The sequence below is a fragment of the Alteromonas confluentis genome (assembly GCF_001757105.1).
Lineage (GTDB): Bacteria > Pseudomonadota > Gammaproteobacteria > Enterobacterales > Alteromonadaceae > Alteromonas > Alteromonas confluentis.
On record NZ_MDHN01000021.1, the window covers coordinates 227,696 to 250,540 of the forward strand.

Annotated in this window: 21 protein-coding genes and 2 pseudogenes; 11 read left to right on the plus strand and 12 right to left on the minus strand. The window is 51.0% G+C overall.

Features of this window, described 5'->3' with window-relative positions:
- Nucleotides 1–344 precede the first annotated feature (344 nt).
- The 3 genes from BFC18_RS09840 to fabB all read right to left on the minus strand — a co-directional run bounded on the left by BFC18_RS09840 (nt 345) and on the right by fabB (nt 3,915).
- Nucleotides 345–1,361 (minus strand): aspartate-semialdehyde dehydrogenase, encoded by a 1,017-nt coding sequence (locus tag BFC18_RS09840; protein WP_070125373.1) that lies wholly within the window; start codon nt 1,359–1,361, stop codon nt 345–347.
- Nucleotides 1,362–1,411: 50 nt separating this feature from the next.
- Entirely contained in the window at nt 1,412–2,563 is a 1,152-nt protein-coding gene (locus tag BFC18_RS09845) for a 4-phosphoerythronate dehydrogenase (RefSeq protein ID WP_070125374.1), read from the minus strand.
- Nucleotides 2,564–2,700: 137 nt separating this feature from the next.
- The gene (gene fabB, locus BFC18_RS09850; protein WP_070125375.1) at nt 2,701–3,915 is read right to left on the minus strand and encodes a beta-ketoacyl-ACP synthase I; all 1,215 of its coding nucleotides are present in this window, start codon (nt 3,913–3,915) and stop codon (nt 2,701–2,703) included.
- Between the two features lie 252 nt (nt 3,916–4,167).
- Between fabB and mnmC the strand changes: the two genes are divergently transcribed.
- Nucleotides 4,168–6,159 (plus strand): bifunctional tRNA (5-methylaminomethyl-2-thiouridine)(34)-methyltransferase MnmC2/FAD-dependent 5-carboxymethylaminomethyl-2-thiouridine(34) oxidoreductase MnmC1, encoded by a 1,992-nt coding sequence (gene mnmC, locus BFC18_RS09855; RefSeq protein WP_070125376.1) that lies wholly within the window; start codon nt 4,168–4,170, stop codon nt 6,157–6,159.
- Between the two features lie 193 nt (nt 6,160–6,352).
- Here mnmC and BFC18_RS09860 read toward each other — a convergent pair whose 3' ends face one another.
- The 6 genes from BFC18_RS09860 to BFC18_RS09885 all read right to left on the minus strand — a co-directional run bounded on the left by BFC18_RS09860 (nt 6,353) and on the right by BFC18_RS09885 (nt 10,934).
- Nucleotides 6,353–7,225: a FlgO family outer membrane protein gene (locus BFC18_RS09860; RefSeq protein ID WP_139138987.1), complete on the minus strand. Its 873-nt coding sequence runs from the start codon at nt 7,223–7,225 to the stop codon at nt 6,353–6,355.
- 3 nt (nt 7,226–7,228) lie between these two features.
- Complete coding sequence (locus tag BFC18_RS09865; protein ID WP_070125378.1) at nt 7,229–7,981, minus strand: FlgO family outer membrane protein; 753 nt, start codon at nt 7,979–7,981, stop codon at nt 7,229–7,231.
- A gap of 5 nt (nt 7,982–7,986) precedes the next feature.
- A complete protein-coding gene (locus BFC18_RS09870) occupies nt 7,987–8,607 on the minus strand; it encodes a FlgO family outer membrane protein (RefSeq protein ID WP_070125379.1) in 621 nt (206 codons plus the stop codon).
- Between the two features lie 191 nt (nt 8,608–8,798).
- Nucleotides 8,799–9,107: a YfcL family protein gene (locus BFC18_RS09875; RefSeq protein ID WP_070125380.1), complete on the minus strand. Its 309-nt coding sequence runs from the start codon at nt 9,105–9,107 to the stop codon at nt 8,799–8,801.
- Between the two features lie 31 nt (nt 9,108–9,138).
- Nucleotides 9,139–10,266, minus strand: a complete 1,128-nt coding sequence (locus BFC18_RS09880) for an ATP-NAD kinase family protein (protein ID WP_070125381.1) — start codon at nt 10,264–10,266, stop codon at nt 9,139–9,141.
- On the minus strand, nt 10,263–10,934 hold the full coding sequence (locus BFC18_RS09885) for an elongation factor P hydroxylase (protein WP_281182400.1): 672 nt from the start codon (nt 10,932–10,934) through the stop codon (nt 10,263–10,265). Before BFC18_RS09885 ends, BFC18_RS09880 begins: the two co-directional genes overlap by 4 nt.
- A 61-nt stretch (nt 10,935–10,995) precedes the next feature.
- On the opposite strand from BFC18_RS09885, the gene BFC18_RS09890 reads away from it, so the two are divergent.
- From BFC18_RS09890 to BFC18_RS09905, 4 genes are all read left to right on the plus strand, one after another.
- Complete coding sequence (locus tag BFC18_RS09890; protein ID WP_425388370.1) at nt 10,996–11,724, plus strand: FFLEELY motif protein; 729 nt, start codon at nt 10,996–10,998, stop codon at nt 11,722–11,724.
- Nucleotides 11,708–12,166, plus strand: coding sequence for an acyl-CoA thioesterase (locus BFC18_RS09895; RefSeq protein WP_070125383.1), 459 nt, complete (start codon nt 11,708–11,710; stop codon nt 12,164–12,166). The genes BFC18_RS09890 and BFC18_RS09895 overlap by 17 nt, the downstream gene beginning before the upstream one ends.
- Complete coding sequence (locus BFC18_RS09900; protein WP_070125384.1) at nt 12,163–13,272, plus strand: retropepsin-like aspartic protease family protein; 1,110 nt, start codon at nt 12,163–12,165, stop codon at nt 13,270–13,272. Before BFC18_RS09895 ends, BFC18_RS09900 begins: the two co-directional genes overlap by 4 nt.
- 77 nt (nt 13,273–13,349) lie before the next feature.
- Nucleotides 13,350–14,222, plus strand: coding sequence for an alpha/beta hydrolase (locus BFC18_RS09905; protein ID WP_083273006.1), 873 nt, complete (start codon nt 13,350–13,352; stop codon nt 14,220–14,222).
- Here the strand turns inward: BFC18_RS09905 and BFC18_RS09910 are convergent.
- Nucleotides 14,219–15,130 (minus strand): LysR family transcriptional regulator, encoded by a 912-nt coding sequence (locus tag BFC18_RS09910; RefSeq protein ID WP_070125386.1) that lies wholly within the window; start codon nt 15,128–15,130, stop codon nt 14,219–14,221. The two genes, BFC18_RS09905 and BFC18_RS09910, sit on opposite strands and share 4 nt — an antisense overlap.
- A gap of 431 nt (nt 15,131–15,561) precedes the next feature.
- Here BFC18_RS09910 and BFC18_RS09920 point away from each other — a divergent pair, with 431 nt between their 5' ends.
- The 5 genes and pseudogenes from BFC18_RS09920 (at nt 15,562) to BFC18_RS21705 (ending at nt 18,420) form a co-directional block, all read left to right on the plus strand.
- A complete protein-coding gene (locus BFC18_RS09920) occupies nt 15,562–16,557 on the plus strand; it encodes an LLM class flavin-dependent oxidoreductase (RefSeq protein WP_070125388.1) in 996 nt (331 codons plus the stop codon).
- Between the two features lie 75 nt (nt 16,558–16,632).
- Nucleotides 16,633–17,112, plus strand: a pseudogene (locus tag BFC18_RS09925) (oxidoreductase); the annotation flags it as partial.
- A gap of 12 nt (nt 17,113–17,124) precedes the next feature.
- Nucleotides 17,125–17,583: a nuclear transport factor 2 family protein gene (locus BFC18_RS09930; protein WP_070125390.1), complete on the plus strand. Its 459-nt coding sequence runs from the start codon at nt 17,125–17,127 to the stop codon at nt 17,581–17,583.
- Between the two features lie 129 nt (nt 17,584–17,712).
- Nucleotides 17,713–17,856 (plus strand): annotated as a pseudogene (locus tag BFC18_RS22030) (LLM class flavin-dependent oxidoreductase); the annotation flags it as partial.
- 48 nt (nt 17,857–17,904) lie between these two features.
- Nucleotides 17,905–18,420: a nuclear transport factor 2 family protein gene (locus tag BFC18_RS21705; protein ID WP_342670039.1), complete on the plus strand. Its 516-nt coding sequence runs from the start codon at nt 17,905–17,907 to the stop codon at nt 18,418–18,420.
- Between the two features lie 28 nt (nt 18,421–18,448).
- Here BFC18_RS21705 and BFC18_RS09940 read toward each other — a convergent pair whose 3' ends face one another.
- Entirely contained in the window at nt 18,449–20,473 is a 2,025-nt protein-coding gene (locus BFC18_RS09940; protein WP_070125392.1) for an NADPH-dependent 2,4-dienoyl-CoA reductase, read from the minus strand.
- A 146-nt stretch (nt 20,474–20,619) separates the two neighbouring features.
- Between BFC18_RS09940 and BFC18_RS09945 the strand changes: the two genes are divergently transcribed.
- Complete coding sequence (locus BFC18_RS09945; protein ID WP_070125393.1) at nt 20,620–21,234, plus strand: TetR/AcrR family transcriptional regulator; 615 nt, start codon at nt 20,620–20,622, stop codon at nt 21,232–21,234.
- On the opposite strand, the gene BFC18_RS09950 is transcribed toward BFC18_RS09945, so the two are convergent.
- Nucleotides 21,203–22,822: a GMC family oxidoreductase gene (locus BFC18_RS09950; protein WP_070125394.1), complete on the minus strand. Its 1,620-nt coding sequence runs from the start codon at nt 22,820–22,822 to the stop codon at nt 21,203–21,205. The genes BFC18_RS09945 and BFC18_RS09950 overlap by 32 nt on opposite strands.
- Nucleotides 22,823–22,845: the final 23 nt, after the last annotated feature.

The following is a 22,845-nucleotide window of genomic DNA, read 5'->3' on the forward strand; positions in this document are numbered from 1 at the left end:
GGAAGAGATATTCCAGTTGGCCAGGCCAGGTGGTGTAACCGGTACACGGACAAGCCGGCACACCGCTGCCTGTTATTCTTATAATGTCAGAGCTTGTTTGCTCGTAACGTGCCAGTCCGACTGGCGAGTCAGAAAACCGTCACTATCAGAAATATTCCTGTAGATTCACGGTTTTACGCAAACTTCAATCCATGATGATAATTTGCACTTAACCGTTACCAAAACTATAAACCAGTTAACGGTAACTATCTAGAAAAACGCAAATTTCGGTGCAGGCACGTTAATTTGCTTTAGAAAGGTTATCGGCAGGCCGGCGCAGAAGTTTACCCCTGCGCCGGTTTGACTTACAGGTAGTCTTTTATAAGGGTTTCAGCAATTTGCACGCTGTTAGTGGCAGCACCTTTGCGCACATTGTCCGATACCACCCACAGGTTCAGTCCGTTGGGGTGAGAAATATCGTCGCGAATGCGCCCTACGTGCACCCAGTCGTTGCCGCTGGCACTGCTTACCTGAGTCGGAAATTCTTCACGGGCATCGTACACTTTCACGCCTGGCGCATCGGCAAGCAACTGCTTCACCTGCAGCGCATCTACCGGCATACGTGTTTCTAAATGAATGGCTTCTCCGTGGCCATAAAATACCGGCACGCGCACTGCCGTGGCATTAACCAATACGTCACTGTCGCCAAGGATTTTCTGGGTTTCCCACACCATTTTCATTTCTTCTTTGGTGTAGTCGTTGTCCATGAAAGCATCGATTTGCGGAATGGCGTTAAATGCGATCTGACGGCTGAAAGCTTCCGGCGTGATAGGACGGGTATTCAGCAAGTTGGCCGTTTGAAGCGCCAGTTCTTCCATGGCCTTCTTGCCACCACCCGATACCGACTGATAAGTACACACGTTAATGCGCTCAATACCAGCCACATCATGAATTGGCTTTAGTGCCACCATCATCTGAATGGTTGAGCAGTTTGGGTTAGCAATGATGTTGCGATTACGAAAATCAGCCAGCGCCTGCGGGTTCACTTCGGGTACGACTAGCGGTACATCGGGTTCGTAGCGGAAGTGAGATGTATTGTCGATAACAATACATCCCGCTTCAGCCGCTATTGGCGCGATACGGGCAGAGACATCCCCTCCGGCTGAGAAGAAACCAAACTGCACCAACGTCCAGTCGAAGTCATCCACGTTTTGCACTTCAATTTCTTCGCCTTTGAAATTAATCGTGCTGCCGGCAGAACGTTCACTGGCCAGCGCGTACAGCGTGCCTATGGGGAATTTTCGCTCTTCGAGCATTTCAATCATCGCCTGGCCAACTAACCCCGTTGCGCCCAGTACGGCTACATCAAAAACCTGTGACATGTTCTGTCCTCTTACTTACTCTGTTGTCACTGAAAGTGGCAATCGCCATTTCAGCGTACAAAATTAAATTGAAATCCTAAACCCGACAACTGCTCAACAATACCTTCGGATACCGGTGCTGGGATACGAAGAAAATGGGAGCCGCATTCCCGTCTTACCGGGTAGTGCTTGCGCATATGCAGAAAACCGTCTCGGGAGGTATCCTGCCTGAACAGTTGATCATCTTTTCTGATGTCGTAAATACTTAACAATAATGTTGCCAAACTGTCCCAATCCAACGCTTCTGCAGTGCGGTCTGATGGCGCAAAAGGCATTGCTTCCGGCACAGCGAGAAAGTTGTCCATGGTCAGAGATGAAGATACATTCATTGCTTCACACACGTGTTCATAAGCCATCTGCGTACCGCGCAGTTTACCTTCCACAGAATGCCCGGCAATGTGCGGTGTAGTTAGCCACACCAACGGTAACAGCGCCTGGTTTATTTCCGGCTCACTGAAAAACACGTCGAGCACCACCGTGGGTGCGTCAGGTTGCCCCAAACGATGAAGCAAAGCGGCTTCATCTACCACTTCACCACGGCAGGCGTTAATCAACAACTGGTTTGGCTTAAGCGCGGCAATACGTTTTGCATCTAACAAATGACCAGTCGCATGCTCACCCGCTTTCACAAATGGGACATGCAGCGTAATCACATCACACGCCATGATTTCATCCATAGCGACAAAATGGCGGTGATCGCCGGCTTGTTGCAATGGCGGATCGCAAAGTTTAAAGGCAATATTCAGTGCATGCAGACGCTCGGCCAATGCCGTTCCCACGTGACCCGCGCCGACAATGCCTACGGTTATGCGACTGAGGTTGAGCTGCTTATCCTGATAGGCGCTCATAAGTACGCTCACCACGTACTCAGCCACAGCCACGGCATTACAGCCACCCGCTGAACGCCATGCAATACCGGCAACATCCAATGCAGGTTTATCCATATGATTGGTACCGGCCGTGGCGGTGGTAACCAGCTTCAGCTTGTCGGCTTTTGCCAGCAGAGACGGGGTTACCGCCGTTGTTGAACGCACCGCCAGATAATCCACATCACCGAGTTGCTCTGGCGCTAACGAAGGACCATTAAATGACGTGGCGTCGCCAAGCGTAGAAAAATACGCTTCGCCTTGAGGGATACTTTCTTCAAAAAAGATGCGGGTCATGTGTCAGTGTTCAGCCGTTTTGTCCGGGGGCGGTATGATACTGGAATCGAAGTGATTAAACAAAACGAAACGCCCGTGCCGACAGAGCCGGAACGGGCGTTCAATCAAGGCTGCATCACAGCCACAGCAATTGCGTATTAGCCGTTGTGGCGCTGCATTACCAGTGTTGCATTGGTACCGCCAAAGCCGAAGCTGTTTGACATTACCGTATTCAGTACCGCTTCGCGGGTAGACGTCACAATATCCAGGCCAGCAGCGGCGTCGTCCAGCTGCTCTACGTTGATGGATGGTGCAATGAAGTTATGCTTCATCATCAGCAGACTGTAAATCGCTTCGTTTACACCAGCGGCACCCAGCGCGTGACCGGTCAGAGACTTAGTCGCACTGATAGGCACACCTGACTGACCAAATACTTCCTGGATTGCAGCCAGTTCTTTTACATCACCTACTGGTGTTGATGTACCGTGGGTGTTGAGGTAGTCGATTCCGCCTTCCACGTTCTGCATGGCCATCTTCATACAGCGCACAGCGCCTTCACCAGATGGCGCTACCATGTCGTAACCGTCTGAGGTTGCACCGTAACCGACAACTTCACCGTAGATCGTTGCGCCACGTGCCAGAGCATGTTCCAGCTCTTCAACCACAACCATACCGCCACCACCAGAGCTAACAAAGCCGTCACGATTGGCATCGTAGGTACGAGAAGCAACAGAAGGATTGTCGTTAAACTTAGAAGACAACGCGCCCATGGCGTCGAACTGGCTCGACAGCGACCAGTGCAGTTCTTCACCGCCACCAGCAAATACCACGTCCTGCTTGCCTAACTGAATAAGCTCTAACGCATTGCCGATGCAGTGTGCGCTGGTCGCACAGGCAGAAGCGATTGAGTAGTTTACGCCTTTAATTTTGAACGGCGTTGCCAGACAGGCTGAAACCGTTGACGCCATACAACGTGGCACCATGTAAGGCCCGACGCGCTTTACGCCTTTTTCACGCAGAATATCTGCCGACAACACTTGGTTCAGTGACGATGCACCGCCCGAGCCAGCAATGATACCGGTACGTTCATTTGAAATATCTTTCTCTTCCAGACCTGAGTCTGCAATAGCCTGCTGCATTGCGACATAGGCGAATGCAGCGGCGTCACCCATAAAGCGCATTGCTTTACGGTCAATATGTTCGGACAGCTCGATATCCGGCTTACCCCAGACCTGGCTACGCAGGCCCATTTCGGCAAACTGTTCAGAAAAAGTGATACCAGACTTGCCCGCTTTCAGCGATGCCAGTACTTCATCCTGATTTACACCGATGCTGGATACGATGCCCAGACCGGTAATAACTGCTCTTCTCATAACTAACCCTTTATTTTGATGGGGCATATGGTAACGATTTTCGTCGGTAAACTGGTCTGCTCTTTTTAGTTAACCATTATTATGAGCAGAACCAAATCTGTTCCCGGCCATACCGGGAACGCATATTCACAGGCTTCGAGTGCTGAATGTGGCAAACGTTCAGCTTTTAATCGAGGAACTTAGCGAAACCTTTTTTCAATGTAGCATGCAAGGTATCATCGCCCCAACGTTTGTATGCATGAATTTTGTTTGATGAAATCCCAGTCAGCTCAGGTCCATTTCAATGATAGCGGCACCCCAGTCGCCGATCACTTTGATGATGTTTATTTTTCTAACGACAGCGGTATCGACGAAACCCTGCATGTCTTTATTGGGGGTAATGATCTGAGTGAGCGCTGGCATTCACATAATCGCCGGGACTTTGTCATTGCAGAAACCGGATTTGGCACCGGTTTGAATTGTCTGGTTGCCATGCAGGCTTTCAAGCAGTTCCGCGACGCCAACCCCGCGCACCCGCTAAAACACCTTTTTATACTCACCACCGAAAAATTCCCACTGAAAAAAGCAGACCTGCGGCAGGCATTAAACGCCTTCCCAGCATTGAATCAGGCAGCCGATGCATTAGCCGAGCAGTACCCCGTTGCTTTGCAAGGGTGTCACCGCATGCATTTTACTGACTTTTCCTGCACGCTGGATTTGTGGATGGGCGACGTACATGAACTGCTCCCCCAATGGCATTGTCCTCGTAGTGGTTTGATTGATGCGTGGTTCCTCGACGGGTTTGCGCCAAGTAAGAATCCGGAGATGTGGACAGATGCCCTGTTTTTGCAAATGGCGAGATTAACCCGCCAAGGTGGCACGTTTGGCACTTTTACCGCAGCAGGCATTGTTAAACGAGGCCTGAGAGATGCTGGCTTCGTGGTGGAAAAGCGAAAAGGTTTCGGCCGTAAGCGAGACATGCTAGCCGGCTATTTTGACAGTGAAAAAGGCAAACAACCTGCGCCTCCCTACTCCCGCTATAACAATGCGCCACTAGGAGATGGTGAACGAATCGCGATTGTGGGCGGTGGTTTGGCCGCAGCCACGTTTGCCCATGCCCTGGCAGAGCAAGGCGTGGCCTCGACCGTTTTTTGCGCCGATGAAACTCTAGCTACCGGAGCCTCGGGAAATCGTCAGGGCGGATTTTATCCGCAGCTTCATAGTGAAGCCAGTATTGCCAGTCAAATTCAGGCACACAGTTTTCTGTACGCCAGACGCTATTACAATGCCTTACCTTCTGACGATTATCGTCATCAATGGTGCGGTGTACTACAACTGGGATTCAGTGATGCCGTAATAGACCGTCAACAAAAACTGGCCGATGGTGGAGTATGGCCTGATGAACTTGTTCGCCCCGTAAGTGCCGAAGAAGCCACTTCTATTTCTGGGTTACCCTTGTCTGACAACGGCTTATTCATTCCCCTCGGCGGTTGGCTAAGCCCGCCGGATTTGGTACACGCCTTGATTAATGCATGCGGTGATAAAGTGACACTGCACCTGAATGCGAAGGTCCACAACATCAGCGAATCATCCACAGACGTCACGTTTTCTGTAAATAACGAAAGCTACACCTTCGACCGCATCATTATGGCGACTGGCGCCGATAGCGTATTGATTGACACGATGAATGCGTTGCCTTTACGCCCTGTGCGCGGGCAGGTGGAAGCAATAGCAACCCAAGCGCCCATTGATCAACTCAATACTGTACTTTGCCACAAAGGCTACATGACCCCTCAAATGGATAGTCGTCATGCGCTGGGCTCTACGTATGGCAAAGGCGATACCGCAACGGATGTACGTGAAGTCGACACCCAGACAAATTTGGCAACCCACCAGAAGGCGCTTAGTAACGAAAGCTGGATAAGAGAACTGGAACATGATGGCGACGCCCGCGCATCTGTACGCCTGTCGCTACCAGATCATCAACCTGCCAGTGGTCAGCTCACGAAAGTAAACGTGCTTTGGGAACGTTATCAGGAGCTCACCGTGGGCAAACCCATTGACGGACAGGCTGAATTGCCTGAAGGCAGAATTTTTACGTTAACCGGATTAGGTTCAAGAGGATTAACCACGGCACCACTGATGGCGCAGGTTTTAGCATCGCAATTACTGCATCAGCCGATGCCAATGCCGGAGAAATTACTTCAAGCTGTGGCGCCGCAACGCTTTATGATTAGAAACTGCATTCGAGGGGAAGCGCCCTGAACCATCAATAGCATTATGGAGATGGTATAACACAATGCCATCCAGGCCCAGGGCAGCAAGCGTTATACAGGATATCCCTTATCCTGAATTTATCAAATAATATAATGCATTTGGGTTGATTTACTTGTCAAAATCAACCATTTCGCTCAAAAATCATACTAACCGATTGCGCTCACGCGGTCAAAGATCTTATTTACCCTTGGTGATTGTTCAGTCTGGCTACCATAAACGCTGGCACAACTAATGTTGAACTGCCCACTACGCGACCGGTTTTTACCGACACAACTCGCGCATTAACACGCACGCCACGGGGCTCTTCAATTAACGTTCCCGTGAGAATATGGTCCATTTCCAATTGTCTTGAAAGGGCTTCACCACTGCGAGTCATTGCCAAATCGCCATGAGGGGTAACAGTCAGTCCGCCGGCAATTTTAAAGTCGACGATACTCATACCCGCGCCTTGCAGTTCTGCAATCAACAGTTCCGACAGTTGATTTCCCATTATAGTGGTTTCTTGCAGGCTGGTATTTAATCTCACAAAACTGGCTACGCCGATTAAATCATTAGTGCTCAGCGTTTTTGCAGAACGCATTAATTTCATAGCCAGTTGAGCGGCGTAATCGTTCAACGCTTTGTGTGTACTATCGGGTTGATAACCGGTAATGAGCGGGTCTTGCCACACCCGGCCGGTGGTGGTTTCTGTGGAAGCCTCTTGCGCAGCCAGGTATTCGTCACGAGAATCGGGATGATACTCCCAGCCCCCCGTTTTAGCTGGCGTTGATGTGTTAATCGCCTGACTTGTGGTTGCTTTAAGCGCTATGCCGTCTACGGGAGCGGATTTAACAGGTTCGCGCTGGGTTTCTGTCTGCTCATCCTGCGCTACAAGCCCAGCCTCAGGCATGTCTTCACCTTGAGTGGCATCATCAGCCTTCATGAGTTCGGGATCATGCTCATGTTTGTCGGTAAACGCATGATACTGGTTATCCAAGGCAGTACAGCCAGACATCACCAAAACAGTCACGAGACAAGCCAGCGAAAGAGATTGCGAACAAATCGAACGAGACACGGCTTATCCTCGGGTTAGTTTAACGCCATCTCGAATACCACTTTTCCCGTTGCTATCGCTCGGGATAAGGGCATCCACTACATAGAATGGAATTAGTAACTGGGCAGAAGCCACTACCGCGCGACTTTCAATTCCAAGAATACGCGCATTAACCAGCACGCCCCCCTGGTGTTTGGCCATGGTGCCAGTTAACACATAGTCCACTGGCAGGCTGCTGCTTAAATCAAGGTAATCCCGACTCAGCAGAAAATCGCCGTCGTCAGTCACGCGAATGTAGTCTGTGGCTTTGAAATCCACGACTGGAATGCGGTATTTATGCAGTTCGTGCATAAACGATTCCGCCATCTGGTGACCCAGTAAATTGGTGTGCTGCAAGTCTGAATCCAGCAGTGCAAAGTTAGTCACTGCAACGGGGGTTTTATTGCTGACGTACTCCATATTAGACACCAGATCCTGGGCCATATTGCGTACGTAATCCCCGACATGATGGGTGAGCGGCCGGCCCTGATAGGCGCCCTGCACACTGCTATAAAGCTGAGGCTGACCTACCGCGCCGAAGCTGTCTGTGCTGTCAGCGTCGGCTTCATTGGCCGCGGGAGAAGGCGCGCGATCTTCGGCGCGCACATCAATGACATTCATCACCGGCAGTGACGGAGTATTTTCTGCAGTTTCGGTTTGTTCATCGCTTAGCAACGAACAACCTGACAAACAGGAAAGCAGCACCGCAGTGGCGGTGAGGTTACGGCGGAAAGTCATTGGTGTTACCCCTTATCTTCGTTTCTGTACAGCCGCCCATTTCGGGTGGTCACCTTTTCTTCATCCCAGAATAGACCTTCCGGGAAAAAACGGGTGGCAGCTGCAACAACATCTTTGGTGCGCGCGTTGATAACCCGGGCATTTACCATGGCGCCTGATTGTTGGCGGATCACCGTGCCGGTGATATAAAAATCGACCCGCTCTATGCCTGGCAATAAATCAACATCACGGGTTAGCACGCGGTCTGCACGCTCTCCCATTATTATATCGTCCGTGAGTTTGAACTCTTGAGTGGTATAGCCCCGTTTTGTGGCTTCTGTGATTAACCCCTCTTCCAGTTGATGACTTAGCATCATCAGCGGGTCTTGATTATTCGGGTTGTATTCCATTGAATCAGCAGGCACGAAACCCACAACGGCGTACTTGGCCTGCCGCGATGGACGGAGGTTAGCAAACAGTTCATTTGCCAGTACGTAGGTGTGGTATTCCATGTTGCCCAGTGCCGGCACGGCCATATTTTCTTCCTGCAGCACGGTGGCACTGTTTTCACTGGCGCAACCACCTAGCAATAGGGCTGATAATGCTGCCAGCATGGTAAGCCGGCGGGCATGAGGGATTACCTTCATAGTCAAATACCTGTCAGAGACGACGTTCTTATCCGACTATTCGCAATATTCGTACCATAAAGCCATGTCAGAGACATGACGCCGGAAACACGCAGAAAAAGGCGTGTTGCCAATATTTGATGAAGGAAATACAGGTCAGAAAAAGATAGTGAAAGCGGCAAGGCCCTGCCGCTTTCGGGTGATTGAAGACGTTAGTTGGCCGATTGAGATTGGTGTAGCAGGCGTTGCCATAAGGCTAAGACTTTTTGCTGATCGCCATCGTCCAGTTCCTTATTATCAAACGCTGCCTGAAGGCTACCTTGCATGGCATCGTCTAACGATGACAAGGTTGCGTCTGATTCCATTTCCTGCTGACGGGCGATAACAGCAAAATGCCCTTGCAAATAACTGGCAATGAACAGTTCATCATCGTCACCGTGGTCAACCACACCGTCTAGTGCTTCTTCAATTTGTCCGATTTGTTCAATAAACGCGGTGGAAGCCGCTGCCGGATACTGCATTTCTGCTCCTGTTATAAAATTCGCTGGTAAGTCATTCTGCCGGATAAAGTACTTTGTCTCGGTAACCGGTGATCACAGAGAAATATCCTGCAAGACTGCTGTCGAGTTCACCGTCGCCGGTATCAAGCCGCAGCGGGCGCCCTTCCAATGACTGTAGTTTCGTTTTTGTGGCACAAATCAGCATATTTTCTTTGCTAATTTTGCGCAGGAATGCCGGTGATAGCTGCTGATTGCCGCGGCCAAATATGTGGCCTTGCCCGCCAATCACGGTGATCACAAGTTTTACCGGCTTACCTTCAGTGAGGGAAAGAAGTTGCGAAGCCGTAACATCCGAAGCCACAAGCGCGCCGCCTTTGACGATATCCACCCCTAGCAACGTGTTATTCAGACCGAGTCTTTCCATGATGTAGGCAACGGTGGAACCTGAACCCATGACGAAGTAAGTTTCTGGCTCGTCATCCATCATTTCACTGACTTCTGCGGCAATATCTTCGAGGACTAACTCATCGCTTTCTTTGCCGCCCATTTTCACCGCCTGTACGTAGGTCAGTGCATCTGGCACCCGCATTTCACCAAAATGTTTGGCCAATACTTTGCCGTTTCGAAAGGCATCTTCATCGATGTCGCGGACTTCTGCGTCGGTTTCGCTCACCAGTTCACCACGAACCATCATCGCCACCACTTCCCCCGCCGCCACTGGGGTAACCGCATAAACGCCGGAATGGATTTTACAGCCTGCTGGCACACCAAGCACTGGTACTCGCTGCTGCGCAATACCACACACATTGCGAGCGGTGCCATCACCACCGGCAAACAACAGCAGGTCGATACCCGATGCCAGCATCGCATTCACCGCAGCTTCTGTGTCTTCGGCTTCTGTTTGTGGGTTTTCTGGTGTGAACACCACTGTGGTGTGAAGTCCGGCCTGCTGACAAATATCTTCGCCCATTTCACCTGCTGCCGTTACCACTTGCACGTGTTCGGCAAGTGGCTCCACAAGCTTCAGCGCACGGGCCATTTTAGCGCCAGCAAGTTTTTCTGCACCGGCTGACAACGCTTGTTCACGGATTTCCTTACCGTCGCTTCCTTTAAGTGCCAATGCACCGCCAATACCGGCGTAAGGATTTATCAAAACGCCAAGGCGAAAGTGTTTACTCATCGTAAATTCCTCACCAATTCTGCGTTAACGGGGGCGGTGTTAAAGTGCAATTGTAACGCTTTCATCAAAGTCATTGCCCGTGGCGGGAAACCGGTTTCGGCGTACTGACAAAGCTGCGCATAGACCGCCTCGGTAAACCCTTCACGATCAGGCTCTGCGCCATTCAGGTTGTCGGTACTCACGCGAAAACAGCGCCCTGCACTTAACGTTAACGCCCACTCCACAGCCTGGGGTTTAATTTCCACCTGTTCAAAGGCTTTCTGCTGAGATTCGTCCCGTCCATCGGGACAGTACCAGTAACCGTAATCTTCGAGTAATCGGCGCTTTTTCCCCGCGATACACCAGTGGGAGATTTCGTGCAGGGCACTGGAAAAAAAACCATGGGCAAATACGATTCGGTGGTAAGGCGTGTCTTTATCTGCAGGCAGATATATCGGCTCATCTTCGCCGCGGATCAGGCGAGTATTGAAAGTGTCGGCGAAGGTATTGTCGAACAACGCAATGAGTTCATCGACCTGTGGGTCGAAATCTTCATCAAGCGTGGAAACCGTGTTGTTCACTTGAGCATTGGCGACAAATATCTGCTGCATATATCCTGATACTAACCGGGTGACTGAAAGGTGGCGAATAGTACCAAAAGCCACACGTTCCGCCAAATGGTGAGACAATTCACTGTTCCCCACGTATGGTATGCTTATTCACATTGAGTGAAACTTACAGGGGACTATTTTGGCGGCCACTCAAGACATTGTCGGGCACATACATCGGGTAAACGCACTTAAAAATCTCGCTGAAAAAATGGGCCAGATGCCTGCAATTCATCAACTGCAACAGTGGCAGTGCGAACGATTGCTGGTAACCCACAGCGACCTGGCGCAGCAACCCGCCTATCAACAAGCGATGGCATTTTTCGTAGAAGAATTGTATGGCCCCAAAGATTTTAGCCAGCGGGATGCCGATATCGCCAGAGTGGTGCCTAAGCTTGCAAAGGTACTCCCCAATACCGCCATGAATGCGCTGAACGATGCCTTAGCACTCAATGCGTTATCCTTCGAGCTAGACCAAAAAATGGTTAGCGCGCTGGAGGGGAAGTCACTTCATGATGAGCCGCGTAATAATGACATTTATGCCATGGCATACCGGCAAGTGGGTGAACAGGAAGCCAGAGAACGGCAGATAGCCATCATTCGCGACCTGGGTCACCAATTGGCAGACGTAATTAATATTCGCGGTATCGGCATGCTGATACCCCTCTCTCGTCGGCCAGCAAAACTAGCAGGGTTATTGTCGCTACATGAGTTTTTGCAACGTGGCTACGAGACGTTTAAGAAACTGGGAGACGTGAACAGCTTTATCGACCCGGTTATTGCCCGGGAAGAGCAAATAATGCTACAACTGTTCCAAACCAACTTCGACTTAGAAACCGAAAACCCGATCCCTCATGTCCCAACCTTGTGAAACTACCGTCAGCTGGTTGCTGCCCTCGCCCTTCGTGCAAACCTGGAAGATAGAGCCGCAACACATCGATCACTATAATCACGTCAATAATGTGGCGTATCTTAGTCGGTTAGAATCCCTCGCCTGGGCCCACTCTAATCACTTAGGCCTTAAGTTTGCCGACTATCAGGATGTGGGCAAAGGGATGGTTATTCGCCGCCATGAACTGGATTATCTACAACCCAGTCATTTGAATGACGAGCTCTTGTGCGCCACCTGGATCAAACAATGCGATGGCAAAATTACCCTGACCCGACAGTTTCAGTTTGTTTGCCCACGCCGCAATAAAACGGTATTCCAGGCGAGAACACAGTTTGTGTGCGTTAACATGCAAACCGGCGCCCCCGCTCGCATGCCCGCTTTATTTCGCGATATCTATACCACTGCCGCGGTAAACGCATGAAGAAATGGCTGGCAGGTGCGTTATTTGTTTCTCTGTCATTGAATGCCGCGCTGTTGTGGTTTATCACTCAGACTCGTCCCTCCGCCGAACTCACCGAATTAACGTTTACGCCGTCGGCAAAGAAGCCAACAGCAGTGCCTGTTGCAAGCGCCCCTTCATCAGCGGCAGTGTATTCCCAACCCACTTCGGCATCTGTTAGCCCAATTCCCCATCTGAGACAATTGTTTGCCGACAACGACCCGGATTTTTATCCTGCGCTAAGTGCTGCATTACGGGCAGAGCCTGAAAACTGGGAATTGCTGATGCTGGAAGCGGAATGGATAAAACAAGAAAAGCCACTAAGCGATGCCATTATTCACTATTACAGCTTACTGGAACGCAATCCACCAGCGCAATTGGCAAAAGAAATTCGCGGTATTATTCCCCCTCTAATTGATAACGCCCTGGACAAACTGCGCCTTGCCGGTGAGTGGGATACCCTGGCTCAATTTATCGAGCCACTTTTTCAGTACGCGCCGCAGAACCGCACATTTATTATGCAACTGGCTGAATCCTATGGCCGGCAAAATAAAATGACGCTAATGGAAAATGTGCTGGCGTCGGTGCAACCTGATGACCCTCAGGCGGAGGCTATTCGTGCGTCGGTATATAAAAATCTGGCCTCGCAACAGCCAAACAATGATGATGCGCTGTCCCGAAGGGCTGCGGTTTCACAGCACGCATTCGTGATGGATCTCGAACAGACCGGTGATCATTTCCTTGCCCCAATTAGGCTTAACGGCCGCTATTCACGCTTACTCGTCGACACTGGTGCATCCATAACCACGATTACTGCTGATGTCTTTGCGCAGTTAAGACAACGGGGGAATTACCGCGACCTTGGCAAGTTTACGTTGAATACCGCCGGAGGGCAGGTTGAAGCCCGCATGATTACTTTGGAAAAAGTCGAGTTCGGGCCTTTCACTCTGAGTGACCTTGCTCTGATGGTATTACCCGAAGATACGTTAATCGGTGCAGAAGGATTGCTAGGCATGAATATTCTGAAGCGTTTCGATTTTCGCATTGATCAATATCAAAGCGCCTTACTGCTCGACCCCATTCACTGATATCTCGGATATCAGTCACTTCATATTAATTCAATACGCCGTAAAAACTGAAAATTCATGGATTGCGTATCTACGCCATGAAATCCAAAAACGAGGACTACGCCATGAGCCATCGTCCAACCAATGAAACCCAGCTCAGAAAGCTCATCACCAGCACGCCGGTAGAAGGCTCACCGGAAGCCATGCGTAAAGCGTTTGCACACATTGCCGGATTACACGACACCAGCGACGTGGAAGAAATTGACCGCGGCGGTGTTCGATGTCTTGCAATTGGAGTAGGCCCAGAACTTATCTGGTTCCATGGAGGCGGCTATGTATTTGGCAGCCCGGAAACCCACCTGACTCTGGCTCGTGATCTGGCAAGTTATGGATTAAGGATTATATTACCCGCCTACAGAATGGCGCCCGAATACCACTGGCCAGCGCCGCTGGAGGATGCCGTTGCTGTTACAGAAGACACTCTTGCCACCACAGGCTCGCTCAACTTAGGTGGCGACAGCGCCGGCGGACACTTGGCGATTTGTGTTGCACTCAGACAGCAGGCTGACTGTCTTGCCCTCGTGGCGCCAAACACCGACCGGTCGGGAAAAAGCACTACCCGTAGACGGACTACCGACATCATGAACGAAGACAGTGCCGATGCTGCGCTGGCATCGATGATCATGCCGAATGTTAACCCGACTCACCCAGACGCATCACCGTTGCTGGGCGACCTTAGCAAGCTGCCGGCTATGCACCTTGAAGTCGCTGCCACTGAAGTGCTACTGGATGACAGTTTACTGCTGGCGCGGCAAGCAGCCCTTGCAGGCGTGGAAACATCGTTGCATGTCACACCAGGGTTATTTCACATGTTTCCACTTTGGCCAGATTGCCTGCCCGAAGGCGCAGAAGCGCTGCAGAGAATTGCCCGTTTTGTATTGGCAAAAAATGAGGGGCTTGATGCGGGTTAGTCAAACTCTCCTGCCGCCGCCCTTGCGACCAGTTCATCCACTACATAGCGAATTTTTGGCAAAAGCTGGCGGCTTTTCGGCCACAGCGCGTTGATGGGCATTTCACCACCGGCATAGTTATCCAGCACGGTGACAAGCTCGCCGCTGGCGATATGCTCACCCACCAGCCACAGCGGTAACTGAGACAAACCAGCGTCGTTGAGTACAGCGGTTAACATGGCATCACCGTCAGCAAACTCATGGGTGGCTGGCGGCGTGATTCGGCTCAGTACACCTGCAGTATTTTTCAGGAGCCACGACACCGGCTGATTACGACGAAAGCCGACCACGGTCCGGTGGTGACTCAGCTCATCCGGTGTTTCGGGTATACCATGATAATTCAGGTAGCTTTTTGAGGCGACAACCACCAGCTTTTGTGTAGTGAGTTTACGGGCAACCAACGTACTGCTGTCATCCAGTTCTCCGATGCGCACCACCAAATCGATGCCTTCATCAATCAGGTCAACAAAGCGCTCGCTGAACGACAATGTCAGAGTGAGTTCCGGATAGCGTCTGGCGATTTCCAGCAGAACCGGCAGCAACCTTTTACGACCGAATGCGGCGGGTAAATCAACCCGCAGACGACCCGACGGGCGGGCTATACGGGACGTTAATTCCTGCTCGGCATGCTGCAGAATATCCAATGCATTCTGACAGCTTTCAAAATACCGTTCGCCTTCCGGCGTCAGGCTCAGCCGTCTGGTGGTACGGTGAAAAAGCGTGATACCGAGGTGCTCTTCTAACCTTGCTACCGATTTCCCCACAGCTGATTTTGTCAGTCCCAGTAATTCACCTGCCGCGGTGAAACTGCCGCTTTTTGCTGTGGTTACAAAGGCGGTAATACTGCCGATATTATTTATATTCTGCATTGCATACCTGCTTATAAAGAGTTCTGGTAACAGCTAATCGACGGGCACGACTTTCTCTATCAACGGATACCATCCATTTCTATTCAGTGTCACCAGCGTGTAGTAACGAATAATGGCGCCGGCATGTGCTGCCCGGCATGAACCAGTTGAATATCGTTCTCAAAAATGTCCAGCTGCCTCGAGGCGGGCACCGTCAATCCTTCGAAAAAGGCAAACCAGAGATGGATGATTTCCTTAATGGCTGGGTGGACGATTGCACCAGAAAACGTTCGGCTCATATTTACTCTCACTATTTTTATTCAGGGAAAGTAAGATAGCAATTCAATTGTAGAATTTTTTTCTACATAATGAATACATCAAGCCTGTTTATCGAATTTATCTTTGCAACCAGAATAGTCTCCGCTAATCAATGAACGATTCCGGAGAAACTTGTGCAAAGTAAAAATATTCCTCTTTCCGTGCTTGACCTTATACCTATCGGCGAAGGTTTCTCAATCAGCGAGGCAATTGCTAACAGTGCCCGTCTTGCGCAGGCGGTTGAAGCGGCCGGCTTTAACCGTTACTGGGTGGCCGAACACCATAACCTGAAAGATATCGCAAGCGCGGCTACCTCTGTCATTCTGAGTCACATTGGCGCGAAGACATCGAAAATCAGACTGGGTTCGGGCGGCATTATGCTACCTAACCATGCGCCACTGGTGGTTGCAGAACAGTTCGCTACGCTGGATGCACTGTATCCGGGCCGCATCGATCTCGGCCTCGGCAGAGCCCCCGGCACGGATATGGAAACGGCCCGCGCACTGCGCCGGGATCTAAAAACCAAAGGCACAGACTTCCCCGAAATGCTGGAAGAGCTGCAATATTTCTTTTCTGCAGAAAGCGCCAATAAGCGCATTAAGGCGGTGCCCGGAGCTGGCTCGTCGGTGCCTGTCTGGTTGCTGGGCTCCAGCACATTTAGCGCACAGTTAGCGGCGAAAAAAGGCTTACCTATGGCTTTTGCTGCCCACTTCGCTCCGGATGCCATGCAGGCAGCCATCAACCATTATCGTGAAAACTATCAACCGTCGCAGCAGTTCCCTGAGCCGTATGTGATTGTCTGTATTAACGCTTTGGGGGCAGACACGCAGGAACAGGCTGATTACCTGGCCACTACTGAATTGCAGAAATTCCTGTCACTGGGGCGCGGTACAGAACAATACCTGCCGAAGCCGGTTGATGACATGAATGCAATCTGGAGCCCGTCTGAAGCGATGCGCGTTAAGAGCCAGCTTAGAGAATCTGTCTGGGGTACGCGCGAGGTAATTCGTGATCGTCTTACCGATCTGGTGAACCGCTCCGGCGCCGATGAAGTGATGGTGAACTCCTGGATCCACGATCCTGAAGCACGAATTTACTCGCATCAGGTCATTGCTGACGCATGGGTTTAAGGAGGTAATTATGCATTTACTTGATGAATTAAATACGCCGTCACTCGCGCTGAATAACCGTGTCGCTATGGCGGATCGGCGGTGGTAAACCGGGCCCGGTTATTACTGGAAACCGTCGATGCCGTCATTGACGAAATCGGGGCGCAAAAAACAGGTGTTCGCCTGTCACCGTTCCACCGCAACCTCGATATGCCATTTCAGGCGGATACCGAAGAAACCTATCTTTACGTTGCGAAAGCACTGAATGAGAAAGGCTGTGTATACCTTTATATCAGTCTTGAAAATGACACTATCCCATCCGGCCTGCTGAACAAAATCCGCCAGGTTTATCATGGCGTGCTCATTGCTGCGGGCGGACTAACCAGGGACAGCGCAGAATACTTACTGGGGGATAACCTCATAGATGTCGCCGCTTTTGGTACCCCTTACATTGCCAATCCGGACCTTGTAGAACGCATTCGTCACGACTGGCCACTCACCCAGGTCACCCGTGAAGCCTTTTATGGCGGTGGCGCTGAAGGCTACATCGATTTCCCCCCTTTTCAGCCTGAATAAAGGAACCTGATTATGACAACAGAACATCAGCAGCAACAAATCGACGCATTGCTCGATAAAGAAGAAATCCGTGCACTACGCCACCACTACAGCGAATTACTTGATAGTGGTGAAGCAGACAGAATGAGCGAAGTCTTCACCCGGGATGCGGAAGTAAAAGTCACCGTTGGCAGCATGAAGGGCCTGGCGGAAATCAGCCACAGCCTGAAAGAAGCTTATCGCTCATTCGATACTCAGGCACGGGAACATTTTCCGTTTATGCATGCAGTAACCAATCATCACATTACGCTGACCGGCAAAGACACAGCAACCGGTAGTTGCTATCTGCTCGACTTTGTTACCGACCGTCCTCAGCAATCCCATCCGGTACTGCTGCTGGGACGATACCTCGACAGTTACGTGAGAGTTGAGGGTGAATGGCGAATTGAAAAAACCGAGCTGGATGTTGTCTGGCCCGTTGAAAATGCGTAGCACGGGGGTTATGACAATGAAATCATTACCGCAAACCAACGCATGGAAACGGGTATTCAGTCCCGGCAAACTGTCTGTAAGATTATTAACGCCCATTGAAGCCTACCCTGATTCGCCGTTTCCCTTGCCAAACAGGCGGTGACAACCGATGTACTCACCGGCAGACGCTTTATGCTGGGGCTCTCTACCGGTGACCGTCCGGTTGAATATCCGGCGTTCGGCGTTGATTTTGAAACCCGCGGAGCACGGTACCGGGAATCTGTTGCGCTGATTAACGAACTGCATCAGAAACGCTTTCCCCGGGTGCAGAGTGGCTGGCAAATGGGATTCGACGCCCCTGCCATGGTCAGTGAGTTGCATGCCCCCTGGGTGGTCCTGCCGGATGTTCCTCCACCTGATAATTTGCAGGAGGCTTTGGAAGAACTTTACTGCCGCTATGCATTCTCCGTCGATCAGAACGATATGATGTTGCTGAAGTCTTCATACAGCGAAGATATCGCCGGTGGCTTTGCGCCCGTGGGGAATCTCTCAGGGCGTGAGCAGGTGATTGGCACGCTGAAAAATTTCCGTCATCTGGCACCTTACTGGCAGCATTTTGCCGAGGTTGTGCGCTTCGAGGAAGAACCTGATGGTCAGCATGTGAAACTGATTGTTGCGAGAATCATTCCCGAGCGCCCGGTGGACGAAGCTGGAAATACCGTTTACGGCGCCCACTATCAGCTGCGGGCGCGTAAAACGTCAACCGGCCAGTGGCAGTTTTGCTGGACCGATTACCGTCCCGGCTGGTTCACTGAACACAGCCTGCCGGAATTTGATATCGGTAATGCAACTGCCTGAATGGCAAAACAACGTAACCGTCGGCGCGTCATAGCGACGCCGCCACCTTCGTGCCTTGTTCAATAGCCCGCTTCGCATCAAGCTCCCGGGCTTCATCGGCACCACCAATCAAGTGACAAGGCTTTTTCAGGCCTTCCTGAAGTGCGCGCAGCGGCTCCTGACCGGCACAAACAATCACGTTGTCCACCGCTAACACGGTGGATTCACCATCGATGATGCAGTGAATACCGTTGTCGTCAATGCGTTGGTATTGCACACCGGGGATCATTTTCACCCCTTTCATCATCAAATTAGCCCGGTGAGACCACCCTGTGGATTTGCCAAGGCCAGCTCCAATTTTTGATGATTTACGTTGAAGCAGAAAAATCTGTCGCGGCGACGGCTCTGGCTGGGGTTTTACACCTTCAACACCGGCCCGTGCAGTTAAGGTCATATCAATGCCCCACTCTTTCATGAACTGGGGAATATTCAGACTTGGAGAATCCTTGCCATGAGACAGGTACTCAGCCACATCGAAACCAATACCACCCGCACCAATGATCGCGACCCGTTTACCCACGGGCTTTTTCGCTTTTATCACATCGAGATAGGTCATCACGCTGGGATGATCGACGCCTGCGATATCCGGTACCCGTGGCTCAATACCTGTAGCAAGCAGTACGCTGTCGGCTGACGAGTCGTTCAGCATTTCAGCCGTCACTTCAACACCCAGTTTTACTTCTACACCGTAAATCTCAAGCTGCTTGCTGAAGTAGCGTAGCGTTTCACTGAATTCTTCTTTACCCGGGATCTGACGCGCAATATTGAACTGACCGCCAATCTCGCTGGCTTTGTCGTACAGGGTGACACGATGCCCACGGCGGGCTGCCGTTACTGCTGCGGCTAATCCGGCTGGCCCTGCGCCGACGATGGCAATATGTTGCGGCGCGTCTGTGGGGGCAATTTGCAATTGCAGCTCGTGGCATGCTCTGGGGTTGACTAAACAACTGGTGAGTTTGCCGTTGAAAATGTTATCTAAACAAGCCTGATTGCAGCCAATACAGGTATTGATTTCGTCACTGCGATTCTGTTCCGCCTTAGTGACAAACTCCGCATCGGCGAGAAACGGTCTCGCCATGGACACCATATCGGCATCGCCCCGGGCGAGCACAGCTTCCGCCACTTCTGGCGTATTGATGCGATTGGACGTGATAAGAGGCACATTGAGTGCGGCTTTAAATTTAGCCGTAACCCAGGTGAATGCCGCTCTGGGGACACGGGTGGAGATTGTGGGAATACGGGCTTCATGCCAGCCGATCCCGGTATTAATAATGGTGGCACCGGCTTTTTCGATTTCTAACCCTAGTGTAACCACTTCATCATAGGTAGAACCGCCTTCGACCAAATCCAGCATGGACAGGCGGAATATAATAATGAAAGCTTCTCCCACCGCCTCACGAACACGGCGAACCACTTCCACAGGCAAGCGAATACGGTTTTCATAACTGCCGCCCCAGTCATCGGTACGCTGATTGGTTCGTACGGCGATAAACTGATTCAGAAAATACCCTTCAGAGCCCATGATCTCCACGCCGTCGTAACCCGCTTTTTGCGCCTGTGTGGCGGCAAATACGAAATCATTGATCTGCGATTCTATTTCGTCTTCTGTAAGCGCTTTTGGCTTGTACGGATTAATGGGTGCCTGGATAGCGGAAGGAGCCACCAGCTTTTCAGAATACGCGTAGCGACCAGTATGCAGGATCTGCATACAAATTTTCCCACCCTCGGCATGCACCGCATCGGTGACTTCTTTATGGTGTGCAACTGCTTTATCGGAATCTAAGCGTCGGGTCATCGGGTGAGTAGAGCCTTCTTCATTCGGCCCAATGCCCCCGGTCACGATTAGCCCCACGCCACCGCGCGCACGTTCTGCGTAGAAGGCGGCCATGTGTTTGTGTCCGCCGGGCATTTCTTCCAACCCAGTATGCATAGACCCCATAATGATACGGTTTTTTAACTGAGTGAAGCCCAGTTCCAGTGGACGGAAAAGATGGGGGTAATGTGTGGTGCTCATGACTTGCCCTCTGTATATCCAAACGTTGATATTAGTTTAACAAATTGTTTACTGCACAAACTTGACAGCGTCAAGATAACATCAAAGTTGACAGTGTCAAGATTAAAAAGGACACTTCCCTCACTTTAGCAGCGATACGGTGACTTATGGCTAACAGCTCAAAATATCATCATGGAGATTTGCGTACAGCACTGCTTAATGCCGCCAACGCGATTATTGAGGAGCATGGCATAGACGCCCTTTCACTGCGCAAGCTCGCAGAGGTAGTGGGCGTTTCACGTACTGCCCCTTATCATCATTTCAAAGATAAAAACGCCTTGTTATGCGCTATTGCCGCGAAGGGTTTTGACGATTGGCACACATCAGCAAAAACCATATTTGAGCAGCAGGATAAAGCGCCTGGATTGCGCTTTAGGGAATTCATTCACCAGTATGTGGGCTATGCTGCCCGCCACCCGCAAGTGTATGAACTGATGTTTGGTCGAACACTGTGGCATAGTCATCAAGCCACCGACCAATTAAAAGAAGTGGCCTATCCGTGTTTTCAATATCAACTTACGATGACCCGCACCTGGCAGGAATTCGGTTTACTGCCTGACGATCAAGATGCGTTGCGCTTGGCCCAGGTTACCTGGAGCACCCTGCACGGTATTGCCCGGCTATTGATTGACGGTATCTATGCCGATGCCAGCCATGTGGCAGAAATGTGTGACTGTGCTGCAGAGGTCTTTATGCGTTCTGCCACAAGCCGCGAAGAATAAGATCAGCCATCCGCTCAGCAATCATGACAGTAGGAGCATTGGTATTGCCGCCCACCAGTGTTGGCATTACCGAGGCATCAATGACCCGAAGTCCGTTAACCCCCCGTACCCGACACTGATTGTCTACCACCGCCATAGGGTCATCGTTCTGGCCCATTTTGCAGGTACCCACCGGGTGGTAAATACTTTCAGCATGATCACGAATAAACTGCGCAATCTCTTCGTCTGTAGACGAATGTGAAACCGGCGACACGGATTTTCCTCTCACCGAATCGAATGCAGAACAGGACACAATTTTCTGCGCTTGTCGCACGCCGTCTATTAATACTGTGAGATCATCGGGATGAGCGAGGTAGTTCGGATCGATTAGATGATGGTCATCAGGATGACTACTTTGTAGCAGCAGTCGTCCTCTGGATTTTGGGTACAGTGCACATACATGTACGCCAAAACCATAGCCATGCACCATGCGTCGTCCGTGGTCAGCGAGGATGGCAGGCAAAAAGTGAAACTGTAAATCTGGTAAACCATTTGAAGCAAGTGACGAACAAGAGAAGCCTCCCGCCTCGGCAATGTTTGAAGAAAACGCCCCTCGACGTCCGGTTAAATATCGCCAGGTGGCACCGGCATACTTTGGTACTGCCGATAGCGCCACACCATAACCGTGATGTCCTTTCGCCCGATACTGCACAATGGCATCCAGGTGATCTTGCAGGTTACAGCCCACGCCAGGTAAATCCACCTGTACGTGAACTCCTTTGTCGGCCAACATTTCCCCGGGGCCGATACCAGAAAGCATCAGCAAGTGGGGAGAGTTGATTGCACCGCCGCATAACAGCACTTCCCGGGTAGTTAGAATTCTGCGACTTTTGCGCTTAAACCGCACTTGCACACCCGTCGCGGTGCCGTGATTAAACAAGACTTTTTCTGCACTGGTTTTGGTGTAAACCGTAAGATTCGGTCGGTTCAGCACCGGTTTAAGGTAAGCCTGTGCAGTAGACCACCGACGCCCATTTTTTTGAGTAACATGGTAGTAGCCAAGGCCACAACGCTGCTCGCGATTAAAATCATCTCTCTGCGAATGCCCAGCTTCTTCAGCGGCGGCGATAAATCTATCGGAAAGCGGATCGGTATGCTTTAACGCTTCAACTCGCAGCGGGCCGCCGGCACCATGATAAGCATCTGCGCCCCGGAAGAAATCTTCAGCCTTGCGAAACCATGGCAATACATCATGATAGGCCCATCCATGTGCCCCTTCCTGATGCCAGCGGTCGTAATCCTCTCGCTGCCCTCGAATGTAGCACATGGCGTTAACCGAACTGCTGCCGCCTAATGTTTTCCCCCTCGGCCAGAACAACTCGCGATGGGATAAAGCCTGCTGCTCTGCAGTAAAATAGCCCCAGCCGATGTTGTCGAAGCGGCTGAGCAAAGCAAGGCCAAAAGGAATATGAATAAGCGGATTAGTGTCGGCGCCTCCCGCTTCAATCAAACACACTGACAGGGATGGATTTGCTGACAAACGGGCAGCCATGACGGCCCCGGCCGAACCACCACCTACAATTACGTAATCGAATTTCTCTTCATTCATTGTTCAATCCGTCAGCGCCAACT

What these genes read in the sequence shown, in the direction of transcription:
- BFC18_RS09870 (WP_070125379.1), bottom strand. Translation starts at nt 8,607, where the DNA reads ATGAAGGTAATCCCTCATGCCCGCCGGCTTACCATGCTGGCAGCATTA.
- BFC18_RS09880 (WP_070125381.1), bottom strand. Translation starts at nt 10,266, where the DNA reads ATGAGTAAACACTTTCGCCTTGGCGTTTTGATAAATCCTTACGCCGGT.
- BFC18_RS09900 (WP_070125384.1), top strand. Translation starts at nt 12,163, where the DNA reads ATGAAGAAATGGCTGGCAGGTGCGTTATTTGTTTCTCTGTCATTGAAT.
- BFC18_RS09930 (WP_070125390.1), top strand. Translation starts at nt 17,125, where the DNA reads ATGACAACAGAACATCAGCAGCAACAAATCGACGCATTGCTCGATAAA.
- mnmC (WP_070125376.1), top strand. Translation starts at nt 4,168, where the DNA reads ATGAAATCCCAGTCAGCTCAGGTCCATTTCAATGATAGCGGCACCCCA.
- BFC18_RS09910 (WP_070125386.1), bottom strand. Translation starts at nt 15,130, where the DNA reads ATGCAGAATATAAATAATATCGGCAGTATTACCGCCTTTGTAACCACA.
- BFC18_RS09875 (WP_070125380.1), bottom strand. Translation starts at nt 9,107, where the DNA reads ATGCAGTATCCGGCAGCGGCTTCCACCGCGTTTATTGAACAAATCGGA.
- BFC18_RS09840 (WP_070125373.1), bottom strand. Translation starts at nt 1,361, where the DNA reads ATGTCACAGGTTTTTGATGTAGCCGTACTGGGCGCAACGGGGTTAGTT.
- BFC18_RS09950 (WP_070125394.1), bottom strand. Translation starts at nt 22,822, where the DNA reads ATGAATGAAGAGAAATTCGATTACGTAATTGTAGGTGGTGGTTCGGCC.
- fabB (WP_070125375.1), bottom strand. Translation starts at nt 3,915, where the DNA reads ATGAGAAGAGCAGTTATTACCGGTCTGGGCATCGTATCCAGCATCGGT.
- BFC18_RS09905 (WP_083273006.1), top strand. Translation starts at nt 13,350, where the DNA reads ATGAAATCCAAAAACGAGGACTACGCCATGAGCCATCGTCCAACCAAT.
- BFC18_RS09895 (WP_070125383.1), top strand. Translation starts at nt 11,708, where the DNA reads ATGTCCCAACCTTGTGAAACTACCGTCAGCTGGTTGCTGCCCTCGCCC.
- BFC18_RS09865 (WP_070125378.1), bottom strand. Translation starts at nt 7,981, where the DNA reads ATGACTTTCCGCCGTAACCTCACCGCCACTGCGGTGCTGCTTTCCTGT.
- BFC18_RS21705 (WP_342670039.1), top strand. Translation starts at nt 17,905, where the DNA reads ATGGGATTCGACGCCCCTGCCATGGTCAGTGAGTTGCATGCCCCCTGG.
- BFC18_RS09845 (WP_070125374.1), bottom strand. Translation starts at nt 2,563, where the DNA reads ATGACCCGCATCTTTTTTGAAGAAAGTATCCCTCAAGGCGAAGCGTAT.
- BFC18_RS09945 (WP_070125393.1), top strand. Translation starts at nt 20,620, where the DNA reads ATGGCTAACAGCTCAAAATATCATCATGGAGATTTGCGTACAGCACTG.
- BFC18_RS09940 (WP_070125392.1), bottom strand. Translation starts at nt 20,473, where the DNA reads ATGAGCACCACACATTACCCCCATCTTTTCCGTCCACTGGAACTGGGC.